This window comes from Spirosoma koreense (assembly GCF_054777875.1).
Genome location: NZ_BAAHAC010000022.1, coordinates 2,202,412 through 2,220,730 on the forward strand (window position 1 = coordinate 2,202,412; position 18,319 = coordinate 2,220,730).

The window sequence follows — 18,319 nt, forward strand, 5'->3', positions numbered from 1 at the left end:
TGACTGGTGCTATGGATAAACTGGCATCTTTTTAGCTCGGTGGAAGCCCCATAGGTTGGCCGATGAAATGCTTAGTTCCGAGACGACCTGTTTGCTCCCTATATCAATTTCTACTACTTTGCCTCCTTGCCCGTTTGTGTTCTGTACCTGATACCCAGGACAAAATACCATATGGTTGCTTTGGGGCAAGAACTGGACACTGCTGACAATGCTCGAGAACGTTTCTAAGCCCCGTTCTTTTCCATAAGTCCATGTCTGCTGGACGGTCATCTTGGTAGGATCAATTTTATACGAAACCAGCCGACTATATTTCCCACCGGCAGGGTTGAACTCCCGCACCGCTCCATTGTCGAACAGAAGCCACTCTCCGTTTGGTAAACGAGTGATGTTGTGCTGGTACCAGTTCCATTCGAAATCCGGTCTGATGGCTGTCCCCTCGCTGACAGCCGCATCCGTTACGGGTTTACCGCTGGCGTCGAGCGGTTGAAGTAGAAACTGCGTTAGATCTTGGCCCCGCCGATTTTTCATCCAGCCTTTATGGGCCGATAGTATCCATTTGACCTGGTTGTTGTAGTCCAGTTTTACTACCCCTTGTGAACGCCCTGACACGACGATGGTATTGTCGGTGGAATCATACTCAACCGCATTGCCATGGAACCAATCGTTAGGGGTCTGAATCCCATCTGGTGTGGTTAGGTCCGTTCTGGTCTCGTCGAGGGATTCTTTCAGATCCCAGACTGTAACGACATTGCCGCTTTGCCGATCGATCTCGATGACAAAATCCTCGATAGTTGCCCCGCCTTCCAGATAAGTGCTGCCCGGTTTGGTCGCTGTCAGTAGAAAATTTCCATTGGGCTTCTCGCAAACTTCATGATGAAACAAATACCCTTTGTCACTTACGTTCCAGCTGTTGACTACATTACCTAATAAATCAATTTCGTAGATCGCCGATGCTTCTGGATCCGTGTTCCCGAAAAAGAAATTTCCATTTCTCAAACGACTGATACCGTCATCATAGCTTAGTTTTTTTAACTGAGGATGGGTGCGATAATCCAGTACCCAGCGAATATCCCCATACGCATCTGCGAAATACGGCGTCGATGGGTTATCGGTGCCTAAGTTGCTAAAACTACTGACCAAGATCAGTCCCGGAGCTACTTTAGTCTCATCGAAAGGAGCGGCTGCAACCGATGCGGGTAAGGATATGGCCGAAGGGAGGGGGGGCGTCTGTATGGTAATCGTACTTTTGGCGAGCGTATCTCCACCAGTGCCCAGAATTCGAATGTCGACGGTATTGGCATAGTCAGCATACAGACCGATAACAGCTAGAGCATGGTGGGTGCCCTGGTCATTAAATGTATGTTCGACATTGGTCAGCTTGCCGTGTTTTCCCCTGACACGTACAAACGCTTTGCCAGACAAGGGCGCCGAGAAGTTTATCCGGGCCGATAGGGGGGCGTAACCAGATGGGTTAACGTTGACTGAATCGGATGAAATCGTAAAGGAAACAGATTCTTTCGGTTGTACTGAGTCGGTTTCCGATGCGTTTTTACAACTGCTAAACACAGCCAGAAAACTCAGGAAGCATAATTCTTTTTTCATAGTTCTGTTAGGATGGGTGGGGCGCGACATGGAGAGAAGCGCAGGTGTTGTAGTAAAAATCAAAGAAACTAAACTTCTCTAATGGTTACTTTTTTTGGTGGTTGCTACACGTTGTGGCGGGACTTTTTGCCTGGAAAAACATCTTTGGATTGGTCTAATGGTTAGAGTTGGCGCTTGCCTCACTTTTACCTGGAAGTAGCTTAAACGCTTACAGGCGCTTAACTTTAGGCTACATTACCCGAACTCTAACCTCATGGGCTCCTCTCTATTTTCTTATTTGTCGCTGGGTTGTGCATTGGTAGGTATAATCGCTCCTTTACGGAATGATTGGATTGGACGAGACACCAAGCCCGTGGTCACCCCGGTAACAGGCGTATCGATCGATACGACCAACCGGCCCGAAGAAAACCGGTTTACCAAAACGGTACTTTCCAACGACTTAAATGAGCCGATGGAACTAGCCGTTGCGCCCGATGGACGGGTATTTTTCGTGGAGCGACACGGCAAGTTTTACATGTACGACCCGGTGCAGAAAAAGACCCGGCTGCTGCATGATTTTCCGGTAAAAGCCGTCGAAAAATACCTCAATGGGCTGCTGGGTATGACCATCGACCCGAATTTCAGCCAGAACCACTACCTCTATTTTTTCTATACCATTCAGAATAACGAGCAGACCAGACAGCGGATCGCCCGGTTCAAAATAAAGGACGACAGCACCCTGGATCTGGCCAGTGAAAAACCCATTATCGAGTTTCCGATCGATCTGGAAGTGAGTGCGCATACCGGCGGTTCGATGGCCTGGGATACCCACGGCAACCTGTTCATCTCGACCGGCGACAATACCGTGCCCTTTGAGTCGAGTGGGTTTTCGCCCACCGACTGGCGCCAGAATCGCCTGACGTTCGATGCGGCCCGCTCGGCGGGTAACCCCAATGACCTGCGCGGAAAAATCCTGCGCATACACGTCGAGTCGGATGGGTCCTATACCATTCCCGAAGGGAATCTATTTCCGAAAGGAACGGCCGGAACTCGCCCCGAAATTTACGTGATGGGTTGCCGGAACCCATACCGCATTTCGGTCGACCCGGCCACGTCGATTGTCTACTGGGGTGAAATCGGGCCCGATTCTGGCGTCGATGGACCACAGGGACCGCGAGGCTACGATGAGTTCAACCAGGCCAAAAAAGCGGGAAATTACGGCTGGCCGTTCTTCGTGGGCGACAGTAAACCCTATCATCGCTACGATTTTGAGACCAAAGCCGTTGGTGAACTCTACGACCCGGCCGCACCTGTCAATAATTCGCCTAACAATACGGGTGCGAAGCAATTGCCGCCGACCAACAAAGCGATGGTCTGGTATCCGTACAACAAGTCCGACGAGTTTCCGCAGTTGGGGGTGGGTGGGCGTTGCGCCATGGGCGGGCCGGTCTATCACTTCAATCCATCGCTCCAGTCGAAAACAAAAATTCCGGCTTACTACGACAAAGCCCTGTTTATGTACGACTGGATGCGCAACTGGGTATTTGCCGTACGGATGGACGACCAGCAGAATTACCAGTCCATGGAGCAGTTCATGCCCAAAACCGGTGATTTTCGGCGGCCCGTCGATATGGAAATAGGGCCGGAGGGGTCTATCTACATGCTTGAATACGGCTCGGTGTACGGCATCGACAACGAAGACGCCCGGTTGGTCCGGATCGATTTTAACCCCGGTAACCGCGCGCCTGTAGCTCAGATAACAGCAAAAGATACCATCGGTCTGGCACCACTGACAGTGGCCTTTACCAACACCAGCTATGATTACGATAAAGACCGGCTCCGGTACCAGTGGCGCTTTGAGGGCAACACCGTCGCATCGACCGACGCTTCACCCACGCACACCTTTCGCAAAAACGGAATCTACAAAGCCCTGCTGACCGTTACTGACCCGGCGGGCCAGTCGAGTACGGATACGCTGACCATCAAAGTGGGGAACACCACGCCAACGGTTGCCGTTTCGACCCCGGACAACAGCACGTTCTTCTTCCCAAATCAGATGCCGCTCCGGTACGCCGTAGCTGTCAACGACAAAGAAGACAAGCTGATCGACAGGAAAAACCTGAAAGTGGGTCTGACTTACATCCCGAAAGTAGCCGGGAATGAGCAGCAGATGGGGCACCAGCAGATCTCGGCCTCGTTCAACCTGGGTAAGTCGCTGATTGCGGGAAGCGACTGCAAAGCCTGCCACCAGGTTGCTGCCAAGTCGGTGGGGCCGTCGTTTACCGATATTGCCAAACGGTATCGGGACGATAAAACCGCTACGGCAAAGCTGGCTAATAAGATCATCACGGGTGGCAACGGAGCCTGGGGCGAACACGCCATGAGCGCGCACCCGCAGCTATCGCGGGAGGAAACGACCGAAATGGTGAAATACATCTTTTCGCTGGGTGTGCAGCCTGCCAACACGCAACTGCCGCAGCAGGGAAGCGTGGTGCTGAAAGAACACCTCGGCAACGACCAGTCGAGTCGGTACATTCTGACCGCTTCGTATACGGACAAAGGAAGCGTAGGTGGTACGCAGCCCAAACTGGCGTTGACGAAAAGCGACGCACTGATTCTTCGTTCGACCAAAGTGCCGGCTACCGAGGCCGACTCCGTCTACAAACTGGCGAAACAGGGCCGACGCCTGAGCAACATCAATGATCAATCGTATTTTGTGCTGAAAGCCATCGATCTGAAAGGCATCGAGCGGCTAACGTACCATTACGCATCTAAAGACCAGGACGCGATGATCGAGGTACACACGGATTCGCCGACAGGGCCGCTGGTCAGCAAGGTAAATACGACCGCAACGGGCGATGGCCGGAAATACGCGGACGTAAGTGCACCGATTCAGAATCCGGGTGGCAAACACGATCTGTATTTCGTGTTCGTAAAACCCGATGGCAAAAACCTGCTTTCGCTCGAATGGGTGGATTTTCAGGGGAAAGAGGCCCCCACAACTGAAAGCGCCAAAGCCGGCGGAAAGTAATGTATCGCAGCCTTTAGTCCGCTAGTTAGGTCCCCAGGCGGACTAAAGGCTGCAATACATTACTTCGCTTCCGTCACTTCCAGCACGACACTTTCCCGACGGGAATCTACTTGTGGGTTGACCCCGATCGTCATCAGGTAGTTTCCTGAATACACCGATGGATCGGCGTTGATGGATGAGCGCGTGCCCGGATAAACGTTCAGTTCCTGGATCTTATAGGTTTTATCCGGGTTTAGCCCTTTCAGCTTGATGGGTGCCTGACTGCCTGCTTTGTAGCGATTTCTGGTCAGGTACGTAAACCACACGGCCCGGTCCTGGGCTTCGCTGACATAAAGCATCGACGCTACGTCGCCGGTGTAGGGCGAAGCCAGTCGGTATTGGTCCCCCTGCCAGATAACGGGTTTGAGCCGATCGTAATCTTTCAGGGCCTGCTGACTGAACTGCAGCTCCGGTTCGGTGAGTTTGCTGACCACGATGTCGTAGCCCAGCTTCCCCGACATGGCTACGTCCGTCCGGAACTTGAGGGACTGTTTGCCCCAGTCGGTTACGTGATTGCAGGTGGCGATGGCCGGGAAGAAATACGAATAATTCCACTGAATGAAAGCCCGCTCCAGCCCGTCGGTATTGTCGCTGGGCCAGTATTCGGTAAAGTATTTCAGCGCGCCATAATCGACGCGGCCGCCCCCGCCCGAACACAGCATCATCGGCAGGGCCGGGTACTTGGCGCGCAGCCGTTCCAGCACCTTGTAGAGCCCGTGCACATAATCGACGTAGAGGTTCGACTGGTTCGGGTTAGTGGCCGAGTACGCATTGTAAATTACCGCGTTGCAATCCCACTTGATGTAGCTCAGCGTCGGGTTTTTGGTCATGATTCCGTTCACGACCTCGTAGACGAAATCCTGCACCTTCGGATTCGACAGATCGAGCACTAGTTGGTTCCGGAAATAATACTCCTGCCGGTTTGGTAGTTTGATCACCCAGTCGGGGTGTTTTTCGTACAGTTCACTCTTCGGGCTGACCATCTCGGGTTCGAGCCAGATCCCGAATTTGATCCCGCTGGTTTCGGCTTCTTTGACCAGATAGCCTAAGCCATGCGGCAACTTTTTGGTGTTCTCCTGCCAGTCGCCCAGCGAGGTGTGATCGTTGTTGCGGGGGTATTTATTCCCGAACCAGCCATCGTCGAGCAGAAACAGATCGATGCCCAGCTTTTTGCCGTCTTTGATGAGTGCTGACAGCTTCTCCTCGTTGAAGTCGAAATACGTCGCTTCCCAGTTATTCAGCAGCGTCAGGCGAGTACCCTGCCCCTGCGGAATGCGGTGTTTGCGCGCCCAGCGGTGCAGGCTCCGGCTGGCCCCACCCGTGCCCTGGCGCGAATACGTAAAGAGAAAAGCGGGCGTCGTGAATTCCTGTCCGGCGGCTAAGCTATAGGCCGACGCGTATGGATTGATGCCCGGCAGAATCCGCAGGTTATGCAGCGGATCGACTTCAAACGCCAGCTGATAATTGCCCGACCAGGCCAGCGTACCGGCCAGTACTTCACCCCGATCTTCGTCGGCGGGTTGGTTGAGCGACACCAGAAACGACGGTGGTTGAAACAGATCGGCGCGCGTACCCAGCTTCGAATCCAGCACTTTTATGCCTTCCGCCAGCAACTCCTCCGACGGCTTCATTTCGTTGGCCCAGTCGCCGTGAAAATGCGTCAGGTAATAGTTTTGAGCCGGAATGTAAAGGTTCGCCGACGCGTATTTATGCAGGGTAACCGGCTTCTTTTCCGTATGTCGGATCGTAGACCACTGTTCGATGACGTCTTCATTTGGGTAGGCTTTGTAATAGAGCGTTACCTCGAACGGATACTGCGGGTCTTTCAGGTACACTTTTGTCAGCACTGATCCTTCGCCAGCCGGTTGGGTTTCGTGCCGGACGTAGTGAAGATCGAGCGAGGGGTTGCCATCGGCATGGGTCACCTGAATGGCGGGCTCCAGCAGGTTGCGGCTACCGGCCGGCGTATAAGCCGAGTTATAAATACCCGTATAATCTTCGCCCCGTTTGCCGTTTTCCGGAATAGCGCTGTATTCGGCCCGATTGCGAAGTTTTGGACCCAGGTGTACGATCGTCGGGATTTGCTCTTTATTGACCCGGATCACCAGTGCGGTCTGCTGGGTTTCAATTACGATGTGGGTGTCGCCGGGTGCGGCCCGAAGCGTCATATTCAGAAAAAGAAAAAAGCACAAATACAGTAACTTCATACGGACAGGGTTAGGTTAAGGCGATACGTCATGACTAAGCGCGGCCAGGTCGAGCCGGGGCGAGGGCGAGGTGTCGGCGTTTAGTACGCGCTTCATATACGCCAGCGCATCGGTCGTGTGGGCTGGATCGATGGAGGCAACACAATCGGCAGGCACAATGATTTTCAGATCGCGCATGTAAGCGTCGTTGGCGGTAAACAGCACGCACGAATCCGTACTGACCCCCGTCAGAATCAGACGTTTGGTATGCAGATAGTTTAGAAGTGCATCCAGGGTGGTGGCAAAGAAGGCCGAATTTTTCGGTTTCAGCACAAAATAATCATTGGGTTCCGGACGCAGAATTTCAGCTAAAAACTGCCCTAAAACGCCATCATGAAGCACATGTTCGACAACTTCGTTAAAATTGGATCGCCAGCGACCAAAATTGTCGTTGACGTAAATGATGGGAATATGGTGCGCCTGAGCCCGGCGTTTCAGATGAACAATGTGTTCGGCAATCCGGCGGGCATGTTCCGCCAGTTCATCCCCACCCGGAAATTCCAGATCGTTGATCATGTCGATAATCAGCAAAGCGACCGGCGATGAATCGGGGGCATTGCCGTGTAAGTCGTCATTTTTTTCTTCCATGTACGCAAATACCTGCGATGGGCCGGTTAAGTTTAAGTCGGTGATCGGTCATTATTCTAAGTGCTTAACGGCCAGTCATTAATAAATGAACACATAAACGATTTGTTAGTGAGTGGACCTGGTGGTATACTCCTGAAACCGAAATACATCCTGCCGCACAATCTCGAACGTCTGCAACAACTGAGCCCGAAACTGTTGGTAAGCCGGGTCTGCCACCGCACTCATGGCCGATACATACTGCGTGCTGCTCAGGTCAAATCCTTTCTCGCTGCCGTTGGGAATCACCAGCGCCGACAGATCCCAGCCGAGCAGTGTGCCTTTCTTGATCCGCTCTTCGCTCAGCCGCTGGAGCTGACTCGCTGGTCCTGCATACGCCGTTCCTGGCTTTAGCCGCCGGAGCCGGTCGATGACCATCAGCTGCGACCCGTCGGGGGCAAAGGCAGGCGAAAACGTGGCGTCTGTATTTTCCCAGATTTCCATACGAACGACGGGTGCCGTTGCCCGGTCGCGTCGTTGCAGATCGGCCATTTTAATCTTCACGCTGTCGCCATAAAGTCGGGTCATGGCCGCGGGCGAAGCACCCCTGATGGCCATTTCTTTCGAAACGATTTTCGTCACGTAGTCGTACTCGGTCTGGTTGGGGTTCGAGGTATACTGCTTGACGGTCATGTACCAGCCTTCGAGCACGCCCTCATCGACGGCTGCCTGGTTAATTTTCTTCCATTCGCGTTCTACCGGCAGGGCATCCTGGATGGTCAGGCCCGGATTCAGTTTGTGGTAAATCAGAAATGTGTAGGTTTTGGGTTTGGTCTGTGCAGCCAGCAGGTGGCAAACCAGCGATAAGCAACTGACCAGAAAAAGCCTGGCTAGCGATACGTTGACGTGGGTCATAGGGAAGGGTTAAATTTGCGGGCAATCTAACGAAAAGGTCGGTTCACAAATATCGTGAATCCTGCAAAATCCTGGCTGAATCGATAAAGTACTGTTCCGGGGTTGACTACTCTCGTCTGGCAATACCGGCAGGCAGCTTCCCATAAAAGTAGAGGCTTTAGTGGATTGGAGCCGCGCGATTTATCTACCGCTTACGAACATGATTTGGAGATATTGATGCAATCGTGTTGATTTCGTACGGAGACGATGTTGAAGTTGTTAATTAGGACGGGGTAGGGATAGCCGAAAGGAGATAAGGCGTATTTCTAATCTCAAAAATGATTAGCGAAATTTTCGCAGTCGGAAAAGAATTAAAATGGCATACAGTTTAGAGTGGCTGATTGAAAAATCTGACCAGAGGCAGCGGTTAAAATACTTGTTTTTTTGGGGACATCAAAAAAGTAAAAGTGGTGCATTGACAGCCTCCTGTTTCAGCCAGTGGTGGCCATCGCCATTTGAAGTTGATACTATCAAATATAATACAGCTGAGCATTGGATGATGGCTCAAAAGGCGCAGTTATTTGGTGACAAAGAAATTTTTGACCAAATCATTGTTGCCAAGTCGCCGGCCGAAGCGAAAAATCTTGGTCGGAAAGTAAGGCAATTCGATGAAGCAGTTTGGAATGTCAAACGATTCGAAATAGTTGTTCAGGGAAGTTTACAGAAATTTACACAACATCCCGAGCTGAACGAATTTATGCTTACGACCAAAGACAGGATATTGGTAGAAGCCAGTCCGGTAGACAAGGTTTGGGGAATTGGTCTGGCAACTGACAGTGACAAGATCGAGAATCCAAAACAATGGCAGGGCTTGAATTTGCTTGGTTTTGCCTTGATGGAAGTGAGAGATAAGCTTAAAAAGGAAGATGTAATGCGATAAAATAGCAGTGCCCTATCGCTGTTAAATCTGAGTCCAGACAATCATTAGAAGCTTGTGTGCCGCGAATAGTGTAAATGCTTATTCCACCGACTACTAGTACTGAATACCATTACTTTCATAATAAATGACTTTAACTACAATTCCTTATGTAAACTATGAAATTGGTTTACCACAATCTGATCAGCATATTTTAGGGCAAATTCGGGCAGGAAATCTTATTGTTTATCAGGCCTTTAATCGACAGATTGCTGACTATGCTTTGGATAAACAACAGTTTGGCGGTCCTGCCTACTCGTTCGCACGAATGTCATGGATAAAACCTAACTTCCTCTGGATGATGTACCGGGCGGGCTGGGCTAAAAAGGAAAATCAGGAAAAAATTCTAGCCATTGAAATCAGCTTAGGAAATTTTGAGAAGTTACTGCAACAAGCTGTCTACTCGTCGTTTCAGCCAGCTGTTTATTCGAGTAAAGCGGATTGGGAAAATAGGTTAGCGGCTTCCGAAGTTAGATTACAATGGGATCCTGACCACAGTCCGACGGGGAACAAGTTAGAAAGGCGAGCGATTCAGTTAGGGTTGAAAGGGGATACGTTGAAATTATTTGCTACAGATTGGGTTGTTTCTATTGAGGATATTACAGAATTCGTCATCGAGCAAGGGCGCCTAGTTGAAAAAGGTGAGCTGGAAAAATTGACGGTCATAAAAGAAGCTGTAATACCAATTTCAAGTCTGGATTTAGTCCCTAAGCTGAAACTCGGTGATTAGTTCAGCGTACAATTTAGCGGAGCTGCTAAGAGCGAAGGGGAATAGCTGGAAAGTAACAAAGCAAGTCGGGATGTAAAGCCGGAACGTACGATTATACTCCAATTGTCATCAATCCGTACTGGTGTTGAGCGCAATATGGCAAAGTAAATACTGTGTGACGCTTGTGCAATGATTTAACCCATGCAACTCCTAAACTCTTTTATACCATGAATGCTAAAAATCTATTCTCGACCGTAGCTGTCATCAGCTCTGTATTCGGATTGGCACTTGTTTTTGCCCCTGATTTCATGGGAGATCAGTACCTGGCAAATCCTTCCTGGATCAATGAAGGTGCTACGTTTCTGGCACAGGGTTGGGGTGTAACACTCATTGCTATTGGGGCCGCGTGTTGGTACGTCCGGACTGACGGCCCCACACTCGGGCACAAAGCCATGCTATTGCTGCTGCTGGTAGTAAACCTGGGCTTCCTCCTTATTCACATTGTGGCTATTATGAACGGAGTGGAAACCGCTCTGGGCTGGGTGCAAGTGGTCATGTCGGTTATCATTGCTGGCTGGGCGGGCATGCTCTTACGACAGGAGCGGATTGCCGTCGCCTAAAAAACGCTACCGCCAGGCCCCAACTAATCCGACCACACGATAGTCATACAGCTCCTGCTCAATTCGGATAATTTGTAGTATAAGACAAGTTTGTTTTCGACAGGGTTAGCAAGATGGACGGGATTTGTACTGTACAAAGAGTATGGCAATCCTGTAAATCCTGTCGAAAACAGACTTGTTCCGTTTGCCAATAAGGCAGCGAAGTTGATTTACTTTCTGTACTTTTGCCGGATGGAAGTAGATTACGCAGACGTAGAAGCCGCTGAAGTGCCCGGAATGGAAATCCTTAAGAGTGACCGCCTTACGCATCTCAAGTACGATATTCGGGGGCCGATTTATGAAAAGTCCCTGGAACTGGAAAGTCAGGGATATAAAATTATCAGTCTGAATATTGGCAATCCGGCTACGTTTGGCTTCGACGCACCCGACGAGATTGTCCACGACATCATTCTGAATATCCGCAACGCGCAGGGTTATTCCGATTCGCGGGGGTTATTTGCGGCCCGCAAAGCGGTGATGCACCATACTCAGAACATCGGCCTTCCCGGCATTACGATCAACGATATTTACATTGGCAACGGCGTCAGCGAACTGATCATGCTCTCGATGCAGGCGCTGCTCAACGAAGGCGACGAAGTGCTGGTACCCTCGCCCGATTATCCGCTCTGGACGGCTTCGGTGGCGTTCTGCGGAGGAAAGCCCGTCCATTACGTCTGCGACGAAGCTTCCGACTGGAACCCCGCCCTGGATGACCTGGAACGAAAAATTACCCCTCGAACCCGGGCCATCGTCGTCATCAATCCCAACAACCCCACCGGTGCGGTTTACGATAAAGCCGTGCTGGAAGGCATTGCCCGGGTGGCCGAACGACATAAACTCATTGTCTTCTCCGACGAGATTTACGACCGGATTCTGTACGACGGAGCGGTTCATTACCCTATTTCGAAAATGATTAATGACACGCTCTGCATCACCATGGGCGGGTTGTCGAAAAACTACCGGGCGGCTGGCTTTCGGGGTGGCTGGATGATTCTGAGTGGCGCGCGGCAACGGGCCAAATCGTACATCGAAGGGCTGACCTTGCTGGCCAGTATGCGCCTGTGCGCCAACGTACCTACGCAGTACGCCATTCAAACGGCCCTGGGCGGTTACCAGAGTATCAATGACTTAGTAATGCCGACGGGCCGGTTATACAAGCAGATGATGCTGGCCTATGAGCGCATGATTGCCATTCCGGGAGTTACCTGCGTGAAACCCAAAGGATCGCTGTATATCTTCCCTAAAATCGACCTGAGCCGGTTCCGACTGGCCAACGACGACGACTTTGTGCTGAACCTGCTGACCGAACAGAAAGTGCTGGTGGTGTCGGGCAATGGCTTCAACTATATCCACGACGACCACTTCCGGATTGTCTGTCTGCCCACCGTTGATGAGCTAAACGTGGCTATGGACCGCATCGAAGGATTTCTGGAAAGTCGCCGACGCTGAACGACGCCTGTTCGCCCTGGGTAGACCGGTCGAAAACTTAATCTGACCGGCCGAAACGTTTTTTCTCTACGATTCGTTATACTGTTCCGCCCCACAAAAAAAGCGCTTTCGTTTACCTGAAAACGTAATTTTTGGTCATATTGGGGGCGGTTTTAAAGCAGCGGAGTGAGTACGTATCGCGCCCACTTCCTTTTTTAGTACGTACATGGAAGAAACGAAAGAGAATGTTCACCGCTCTGAAACGCAGAGCACCGAACGCATTGCCCACGATTTACCCAAGCGCGACGAGTTACTCCTAACCCCCGACGAACAACGCATCAAGGAAGCTTTTCAGGACCACGACTGGAACGAAATCAAAACCGCCGATTCGTGGGTCATCTTCAAAGTGATGGCCGAGTTTGTGGAAGGCTTCGATAAATTAGCCAAAATAGGCCCCTGCGTCTCGATTTTTGGTTCGGCCCGTACCAAACCCGACAGTGAGTATTACAAGATGACCGAAGAGATTGCGGCCAAGCTGGTACGACATGGCTATGGGGTCATCACCGGTGGGGGGCCGGGCATTATGGAAGCCGGTAACAAAGGCGCCTTCGAGCAGGGAGGGAAATCGGTTGGCCTGAACATCAAACTACCGTTTGAACAGCACAGCAACATCTACATCGATCCGGACAAAAGCATCAACTTCGACTTCTTTTTCGTGCGAAAGGTGATGTTCGTCAAATATGCCCAGGGCTTCATTGTCATGCCCGGCGGTATGGGTACGATGGACGAGCTGTTCGAAGCCCTGACCCTGATTCAAACCCGCAAAATTGCGCGTTTCCCGATTGTCCTGGTCGGCCGGTCGTTCTGGCAGGGATTGATCGACTGGATCACCGAGGTCATGCTTGGCGAACACCACAACATCAATCCTGAGGACATGAAGCTGATCAGCATTGTCGATACACCCACCGAAGCCGTCCAGGTGATCGATGAGTTTTATAACAAGTATCTGCTGAAGCCCAACTTCTAGCGGCTATTTACAGCCCAAAGAAGGCAAAATCGAGTAGATTTTGTCATTCCGACGAAGGAGGAATCTTAAAATACCCATACATCAGAGTCGGCAGCTTTAAGATTCCTCCTTCGTCGGAATGACAAGAAAAGCCTGGAAAGCAGAATTTTAGACGGTTACTGAAAATACTACAGCCTGCCAGCCGCGTTACGGTTAAAACGATACCGGTACTTCAACCAGGGTATTGTCCCAGGCGATCATCATAATCGATTCTTTCACGTTGTCGCCCGCTTTCCGGAATTGGATCGTGAGGTTTTCAACGGGCTCGTCAGTCTTTTTGACCGGAGCCGTCACCCGTAATACATCCAGTTTCTGATCGTAACTGTAAGCACCCCACTGGTCCAGGTCGGTGTTCAGGATGATCGTCCATTCGGTTTCGGTTGGAATGGCGTAGAGTGAGTACACCCCCGCCTTGACTTTCTTGCCCTGCACAGTCGCATCGGTCAAAAATTTGATTTCTGTGGCTTCATTAGCGCCAACCCGCCACACTTTTCCGTAAGGGAGCAGCTTGCCGAAGACTTCCCGGCCATTTTTGGCCGGTCGGCTATAGGTAACCCGAACATATCCTTTGTCGCCCACTTTTGCCGGAGCAAATTTGCGGTCGTGGGCAAAGTCGTCTGGATAATAGGCCATGTCCATCGGGCTTTTGTCAAGCCCTCTTAATTTCTGGGCTTTGGCAGTAAGTGTAAAGCAGATAAACAGGCAGACGAGCAGGCTAAAAATTCGCATAGGATTAAAGCGTGAAAGGTTAATACGAGTTACTTTATCACCCGGTTATCGGGGGAAATTAGATTCAACATTCGTTCAATAAGTCCGGGTTAGACAATCCTAGAAAGGAGTTTCCTGGCTGGGATCGGCATTACCAAAGTTCGAGCGGTCATTCGCCTTGCTCTTGAAGACGTTCCCGATCGGCGGTGCGTCGAAACTGCTGAGGCCGTTCACATCCGGGGCAAAGCCCTGAGCCTGCACAGGTTCGAAATACGAGTCGAGATCGCAGAACTTCGTGAACTTATTGATGAACCGGAGCTGGATGGTATCGAGCGAGCCACTTCGGTTTTTGGCAATGATCACCTCACCGATCCCCGCGGTCGAATTGCCGTTTTCGTCCTGCGTAATGTTATAGTACTCAGGCCGGTATAGGAAACACACCATGTCGGCGTCCTGCTCGATAGATCCCGATTCCCGAAGGTCAGACAGTTGGGGCTTCTTATCGCCACCCCGTGTTTCGACGGCCCGGCTCAACTGCGAGAGCGCAATGACCGGTACGTTCAGTTCCTTGGCCAGGTTCTTTAAAGCCCGCGAGATCGACGCGATTTCTTGTTCGCGGTTGCCGCCCCCGCGCCCCGACGTGTCGCCCGACATCAACTGGAGGTAATCGATCACGACCATCTGAATGTCGTGCTGGGCTTTCAGGCGTCGGCATTTGGCCCGTAGTTCCAGGATAGAAAGGGCAGGGGTATCGTCGATAAAAATGGGTGCTTCAGTCAGTCGCTGAATCTTGTGGTGCAACTGCGTCCACTCGTGCGGGGCCAGCGTGCCTTTCCGGATTTTTTCGGAATCGATCTCCGCTTCGGCCGAAATCAGACGGTTGACCAACTGCACCGACGACATCTCCAGCGAGAAAATCGCCACCGGTTTACCATGATCGACAGCCGCATTGCGGAGGGCGCTAACTACAAACGCAGTTTTTCCCATGGCTGGCCTGGCCGCTAAAATGATCAATTCGGTGGGCTGCCAGCCCGACGTAACCCGGTCGAGGTTGGTGAAGCCCGACGGCACACCGGTGAGTCCTTCCTGATTTTTCTTCGTTTCGAGTTCGTTGAGGGCCATCCGGACGATGGTACTCATGTCGGCGTAGTTCTTCTTGATGTTCGATTCCGAAATCTTGAAGAGCGATTGTTCGGTCCGGTCCAGCAGTTCGAAGACGTCGGTGGTGTCTTCGTAGGCGTCGCGCAGAATCGTGGACGACATGGCAATGAGCGCCCGCTTGAGTGCCTGCTCCGACACGATCCGGGCGTGATACTCGATGTTGGCCGCGGAGTTGACCCGGAAGGTCAGTTCCGACACGAAGCCACCGCCACCCACCAGTTCGATTTCGCCGGTTTTGCGCAGTTGCTGCGTAACGGTCAGCAGATCAATGGGGTCGGAGTTGCCGAAGAGCGTCAGAATCGCATTGTAGATCCGCTGGTGCGCTTCTTTATAAAACGTTTCAGGCTTCAGAATATCGACAACCAGCGAGAGGGCGTCCTTTTCGATCATCAGCGCACCCAGCACTGCTTCTTCCAGATCAAGGGCTTGCGGAGGCAGTTTGCCAAGACCCGTATCGAGCCAGTGATTTCCAGCCTGCTGGCGGCCTCCGGCAAAACCGGACGGTTTACGAAGGTGTTGATTTGGGCGTGCGTTATTCTCCATGTCTTACTGCAAGTTTACGCAATCAAGGCCCCACAAGGCAAATCCGGACGACCAAACGTATAGCCTAATCGAAGCCCAGCATATCCGTAACATTCTGGTAATGTTGACGCTATCTGACCAAAAAAAAATTTCGCTTTTTTTCGCAACGTTGAGGGGAGGCAATTGCGTACAGACGATGGCAACAATCAGGCACTGTACCTGAGCAAGATAGGGATTTATTCCTACAAAATGCCCGCTTAATACTAATATTCAGGAAAACTTAGGAAACGGATAAAAATGAATAAATTTTCGACAAAATGCGTTGTAGGAGTAAAGAAATGCCTTACTTTTCGGAATCACACTTTAATCCTTTTTAGCATTTGGTCGAAAAAGTCATCACCCTCGACAATGTCTCGCTCATCGACTTTCTGGGCGTAGAAAATAACACCATTAAGGAAGTGGCTGCGGCCTTTCCGATGAGCAAAATTATTTCACGTGGCAACGAAATCCGGATTAAAGGGACTACACCGGAAATCAGCCGCATCAGCGAAATTCTGGATTCCTTGCTGGAGCATTACCAGCGCTACGGCAAAATCACGCACGACAATGTCCAGAATTACATTAGCCACAGCGGTCAGCCTACCAGCGGAACCACGATGAATCCGCCCGTGCTGCCCGACGATGACGAAGTGCTGGTGTATGGCACCCGGGGGGTGGTCGTGCGGGCGAAAACCGACAATCAGAAACGACTGGTCGAAGCCGCCGAAAAACACGACCTCGTCTTTGCCGTTGGGCCAGCCGGAACGGGTAAAACCTATACGGCGGTGGCTATTGCCGTACGGGCCCTGAAGAACAAAGAAGTAAAGAAGATCATCATTACCCGCCCCGCCGTCGAAGCAGGCGAAAATCTTGGTTTTCTGCCGGGCGATCTGAAGGAAAAAATCGATCCGTACCTCCGGCCGATTTATGACGCTCTGGATGATATGATTCCGGCTGAAAAGCTGAAATTTTATACGGAAAACCGGATTATCGAAATTGCCCCGCTGGCGTATATGCGCGGTCGGACGCTGAACAACGCGTTTATCCTGCTCGATGAAGCGCAGAATACGACTACGATGCAGATGAAGATGTTTCTGACCCGGATGGGGCCGACTTCGAAAGCCATCATCACCGGCGACCGGTCGCAGATTGACTTACCGAACCGACAAAAATCGGGGTTGGTGGAATCGGTGGAAATTCTAAAAAACATCAAGGGCATTGCGTTCGTTGAACTCGATGGTCGCGATGTGGTTCGCCACCGACTCGTTCGTGAAATTATTACAGCCTATGACAAAGCTGGTCAGTGATACTCTGAAGCGTACTAAACGAATCGGCCAGTATGGGCTGGCCGGTTCGTTTTTTTGTTTATTATCCTCACTGGCAAGCGCCCAGTCGCTCAGCGAGCCCGCCCTTCAGCGGTGTGCCACGGTCGAACACGAGCGGGTCCTGCAGCAGCGAAACCCCGACCGGCTCCAGCAGATCAATGAACTCAATCGCCGGATCTTACAGGCGCAGACCGACGCCGGGTCGCTGCGGGTTCAGGATGATGGAACGGTCTACCGGATTCCGGTGGTGGTGCACGTTGTCCACAGCAACGCGTCTAATACCGTCGGCGGAACCAACAACGTAAACATTTCCGACGAGCAGATTCTCTCGCAGATTCAGGTGCTGAACGAAGACTACCGCCGGAAGAGCGGTACCAACGGGTACAACACCAGCCCGATCGGTGCCGATGCCCGCATTGAATTTTACCTGGCCACCACTGACCCCAACGGCCTGCCGACTACGGGGATTACCCGGCATTATTACGCGCAAAAAACGTCGTTCGATGTTTTCTCGGACGATGTGCTGCTATCGAATATTGCCTACTGGCCCAGTGATCAGTATCTCAACATCTGGGTAACGAAGGTCGATCAGTACCTGGGCTATACTCAGTTTCCGACCGCAGCCGACACGCTGAGAGGCTTACCTTCTGTGTCGAACGAACGAACCGATGGCTCCATCATCGATTACCGGTATTTCGGCCGACAAGTCGGCACGGTAACCAACACGACCTATGCGCTGGGGCGTACGGCTACCCACGAAATCGGGCATTGGCTGGGGCTAATCCATACCTGGGGCGACGGCGACGGGTGTGCTGAAGATTACGTGGCCGACACGCCCCCGACGAAAGCCGCTAACCAGACGACCCAGTGCCGACAAACTTATTCGACCTGTGTCAACGGCGTCCAAACGCGCGACCTGATCGAGGACTACATGGATTATTCGCCCGATGCCTGCATGAATCTGTTTACCGCCGGACAGGTGGCCCGAATGCGCGCTGTACTGCAACTGAGTCCACGCCGGGCCAAATTGCTCCAGGGAGCGAATACCACCCTGACGGAGACCGAGCGGCTGACTATTGCCGTATACCCGAATCCGACCACGACGAATCCATCCATCGACGTGCAACTGAAGGGGAGTCAGTCGTTCAGCGTCGATTTGTTCGATGCTGCCGGCCGCCAGCTACGGACCCTGACCTACGCCGAATCGCCCAGCGTCCGGGTTCCCTTATCGGTGGTGGGCCTGATGGCGGGTATGTACGTAGTCCGGGTCAGGACCAACAGCGAGGTGGTAAGTAAACGATTGCTGATTCAATAAGTAAGGCGGGGTGCTACCCGCCTGTCCAGTTCAAACACAAGCGGGTAGCACCCCGC

The 18,319-nt window shown here is 51.8% G+C and carries 14 protein-coding genes; 8 read left to right on the top strand and 6 right to left on the bottom strand.

Translation table 11 applies throughout. From position 1 onward, the window contains the following. Window positions 1–9: 9 nt before the first annotated feature. Complete coding sequence (locus ACYVC2_RS22650) at window positions 10–1,602, bottom strand: aryl-sulfate sulfotransferase (protein ID WP_461106011.1); 1,593 nt, start codon at window positions 1,600–1,602, stop codon at window positions 10–12. 253 nt (window positions 1,603–1,855) lie between these two features. Between ACYVC2_RS22650 and ACYVC2_RS22655 the strand changes: the two genes are divergently transcribed. Continuing rightward, the gene (locus ACYVC2_RS22655) at window positions 1,856–4,612 is read left to right on the top strand and encodes a PQQ-dependent sugar dehydrogenase (RefSeq protein ID WP_461106013.1); all 2,757 of its coding nucleotides are present in this window, start codon (window positions 1,856–1,858) and stop codon (window positions 4,610–4,612) included. Between the two features lie 59 nt (window positions 4,613–4,671). Here the strand turns inward: ACYVC2_RS22655 and ACYVC2_RS22660 are convergent, their stop codons facing one another. The 3 genes from ACYVC2_RS22660 to ACYVC2_RS22670 all read right to left on the bottom strand — a co-directional run bounded on the left by ACYVC2_RS22660 (window position 4,672) and on the right by ACYVC2_RS22670 (window position 8,376). Further along, on the bottom strand, window positions 4,672–6,858 hold the full coding sequence (locus ACYVC2_RS22660; protein ID WP_461106015.1) for an alpha-galactosidase: 2,187 nt from the start codon (window positions 6,856–6,858) through the stop codon (window positions 4,672–4,674). A gap of 15 nt (window positions 6,859–6,873) precedes the next feature. Further along, on the bottom strand, window positions 6,874–7,485 hold the full coding sequence (locus ACYVC2_RS22665) for a cysteine hydrolase family protein (RefSeq protein WP_461106017.1): 612 nt from the start codon (window positions 7,483–7,485) through the stop codon (window positions 6,874–6,876). Between the two features lie 105 nt (window positions 7,486–7,590). Next, window positions 7,591–8,376, bottom strand: coding sequence for a hypothetical protein (locus ACYVC2_RS22670; RefSeq protein ID WP_461106019.1), 786 nt, complete (start codon window positions 8,374–8,376; stop codon window positions 7,591–7,593). Window positions 8,377–8,731: 355 nt separating this feature from the next. On the opposite strand from ACYVC2_RS22670, the gene ACYVC2_RS22675 reads away from it, so the two are divergent. From ACYVC2_RS22675 to ACYVC2_RS22695, 5 genes are all read left to right on the top strand, one after another. Beyond that, on the top strand, window positions 8,732–9,295 hold the full coding sequence (locus ACYVC2_RS22675; RefSeq protein WP_461106021.1) for an NADAR family protein: 564 nt from the start codon (window positions 8,732–8,734) through the stop codon (window positions 9,293–9,295). A gap of 124 nt (window positions 9,296–9,419) precedes the next feature. Further along, a complete protein-coding gene (locus ACYVC2_RS22680; RefSeq protein ID WP_461106023.1) occupies window positions 9,420–10,061 on the top strand; it encodes a DUF4291 domain-containing protein in 642 nt (213 codons plus the stop codon). Between the two features lie 206 nt (window positions 10,062–10,267). Next, window positions 10,268–10,660 carry a hypothetical protein gene (locus tag ACYVC2_RS22685; protein ID WP_461106025.1) on the top strand — a complete coding sequence of 131 codons (393 nt, stop codon included), beginning with the start codon at window positions 10,268–10,270 and terminating at the stop codon, window positions 10,658–10,660. A gap of 276 nt (window positions 10,661–10,936) precedes the next feature. Further along, the gene (locus ACYVC2_RS22690) at window positions 10,937–12,148 is read left to right on the top strand and encodes a pyridoxal phosphate-dependent aminotransferase (protein ID WP_461107220.1); all 1,212 of its coding nucleotides are present in this window, start codon (window positions 10,937–10,939) and stop codon (window positions 12,146–12,148) included. Window positions 12,149–12,353: 205 nt separating this feature from the next. Then, window positions 12,354–13,154 carry an LOG family protein gene (locus tag ACYVC2_RS22695; protein WP_461106027.1) on the top strand — a complete coding sequence of 267 codons (801 nt, stop codon included), beginning with the start codon at window positions 12,354–12,356 and terminating at the stop codon, window positions 13,152–13,154. Between the two features lie 192 nt (window positions 13,155–13,346). Here the strand turns inward: ACYVC2_RS22695 and ACYVC2_RS22700 are convergent, their stop codons facing one another. Both ACYVC2_RS22700 and dnaB read right to left on the bottom strand, forming a co-directional pair. Further along, on the bottom strand, window positions 13,347–13,922 hold the full coding sequence (locus ACYVC2_RS22700; RefSeq protein ID WP_461106029.1) for a DUF2911 domain-containing protein: 576 nt from the start codon (window positions 13,920–13,922) through the stop codon (window positions 13,347–13,349). 99 nt (window positions 13,923–14,021) lie between these two features. After that, window positions 14,022–15,605 carry a replicative DNA helicase gene (dnaB, locus tag ACYVC2_RS22705; RefSeq protein ID WP_461106031.1) on the bottom strand — a complete coding sequence of 528 codons (1,584 nt, stop codon included), beginning with the start codon at window positions 15,603–15,605 and terminating at the stop codon, window positions 14,022–14,024. 359 nt (window positions 15,606–15,964) lie between these two features. Between dnaB and ACYVC2_RS22710 the strand changes: the two genes are divergently transcribed. Continuing rightward, window positions 15,965–16,930 (top strand): PhoH family protein, encoded by a 966-nt coding sequence (locus tag ACYVC2_RS22710; protein ID WP_461106033.1) that lies wholly within the window; start codon window positions 15,965–15,967, stop codon window positions 16,928–16,930. Then, a complete protein-coding gene (locus ACYVC2_RS22715) occupies window positions 16,911–18,263 on the top strand; it encodes a M43 family zinc metalloprotease (protein WP_461106035.1) in 1,353 nt (450 codons plus the stop codon). The genes ACYVC2_RS22710 and ACYVC2_RS22715 overlap by 20 nt, the downstream gene beginning before the upstream one ends. Window positions 18,264–18,319: the final 56 nt, after the last annotated feature.

Coding starts and splice junctions, on each gene's coding strand:
- ACYVC2_RS22655 (WP_461106013.1), top strand. CDS start 1,856: ATGGGCTCCTCTCTATTTTCTTATTTGTCGCTGGGTTGTGCATTGGTA.
- ACYVC2_RS22715 (WP_461106035.1), top strand. CDS start 16,911: ATGACAAAGCTGGTCAGTGATACTCTGAAGCGTACTAAACGAATCGGC.
- ACYVC2_RS22670 (WP_461106019.1), bottom strand. CDS start 8,376: ATGACCCACGTCAACGTATCGCTAGCCAGGCTTTTTCTGGTCAGTTGC.
- ACYVC2_RS22685 (WP_461106025.1), top strand. CDS start 10,268: ATGAATGCTAAAAATCTATTCTCGACCGTAGCTGTCATCAGCTCTGTA.
- ACYVC2_RS22695 (WP_461106027.1), top strand. CDS start 12,354: ATGGAAGAAACGAAAGAGAATGTTCACCGCTCTGAAACGCAGAGCACC.
- ACYVC2_RS22700 (WP_461106029.1), bottom strand. CDS start 13,922: ATGCGAATTTTTAGCCTGCTCGTCTGCCTGTTTATCTGCTTTACACTT.
- ACYVC2_RS22680 (WP_461106023.1), top strand. CDS start 9,420: ATGACTTTAACTACAATTCCTTATGTAAACTATGAAATTGGTTTACCA.
- ACYVC2_RS22660 (WP_461106015.1), bottom strand. CDS start 6,858: ATGAAGTTACTGTATTTGTGCTTTTTTCTTTTTCTGAATATGACGCTT.
- ACYVC2_RS22665 (WP_461106017.1), bottom strand. CDS start 7,485: ATGGAAGAAAAAAATGACGACTTACACGGCAATGCCCCCGATTCATCG.
- dnaB (WP_461106031.1), bottom strand. CDS start 15,605: ATGGAGAATAACGCACGCCCAAATCAACACCTTCGTAAACCGTCCGGT.
- ACYVC2_RS22650 (WP_461106011.1), bottom strand. CDS start 1,602: ATGAAAAAAGAATTATGCTTCCTGAGTTTTCTGGCTGTGTTTAGCAGT.
- ACYVC2_RS22690 (WP_461107220.1), top strand. CDS start 10,937: ATGGAAATCCTTAAGAGTGACCGCCTTACGCATCTCAAGTACGATATT.
- ACYVC2_RS22675 (WP_461106021.1), top strand. CDS start 8,732: ATGGCATACAGTTTAGAGTGGCTGATTGAAAAATCTGACCAGAGGCAG.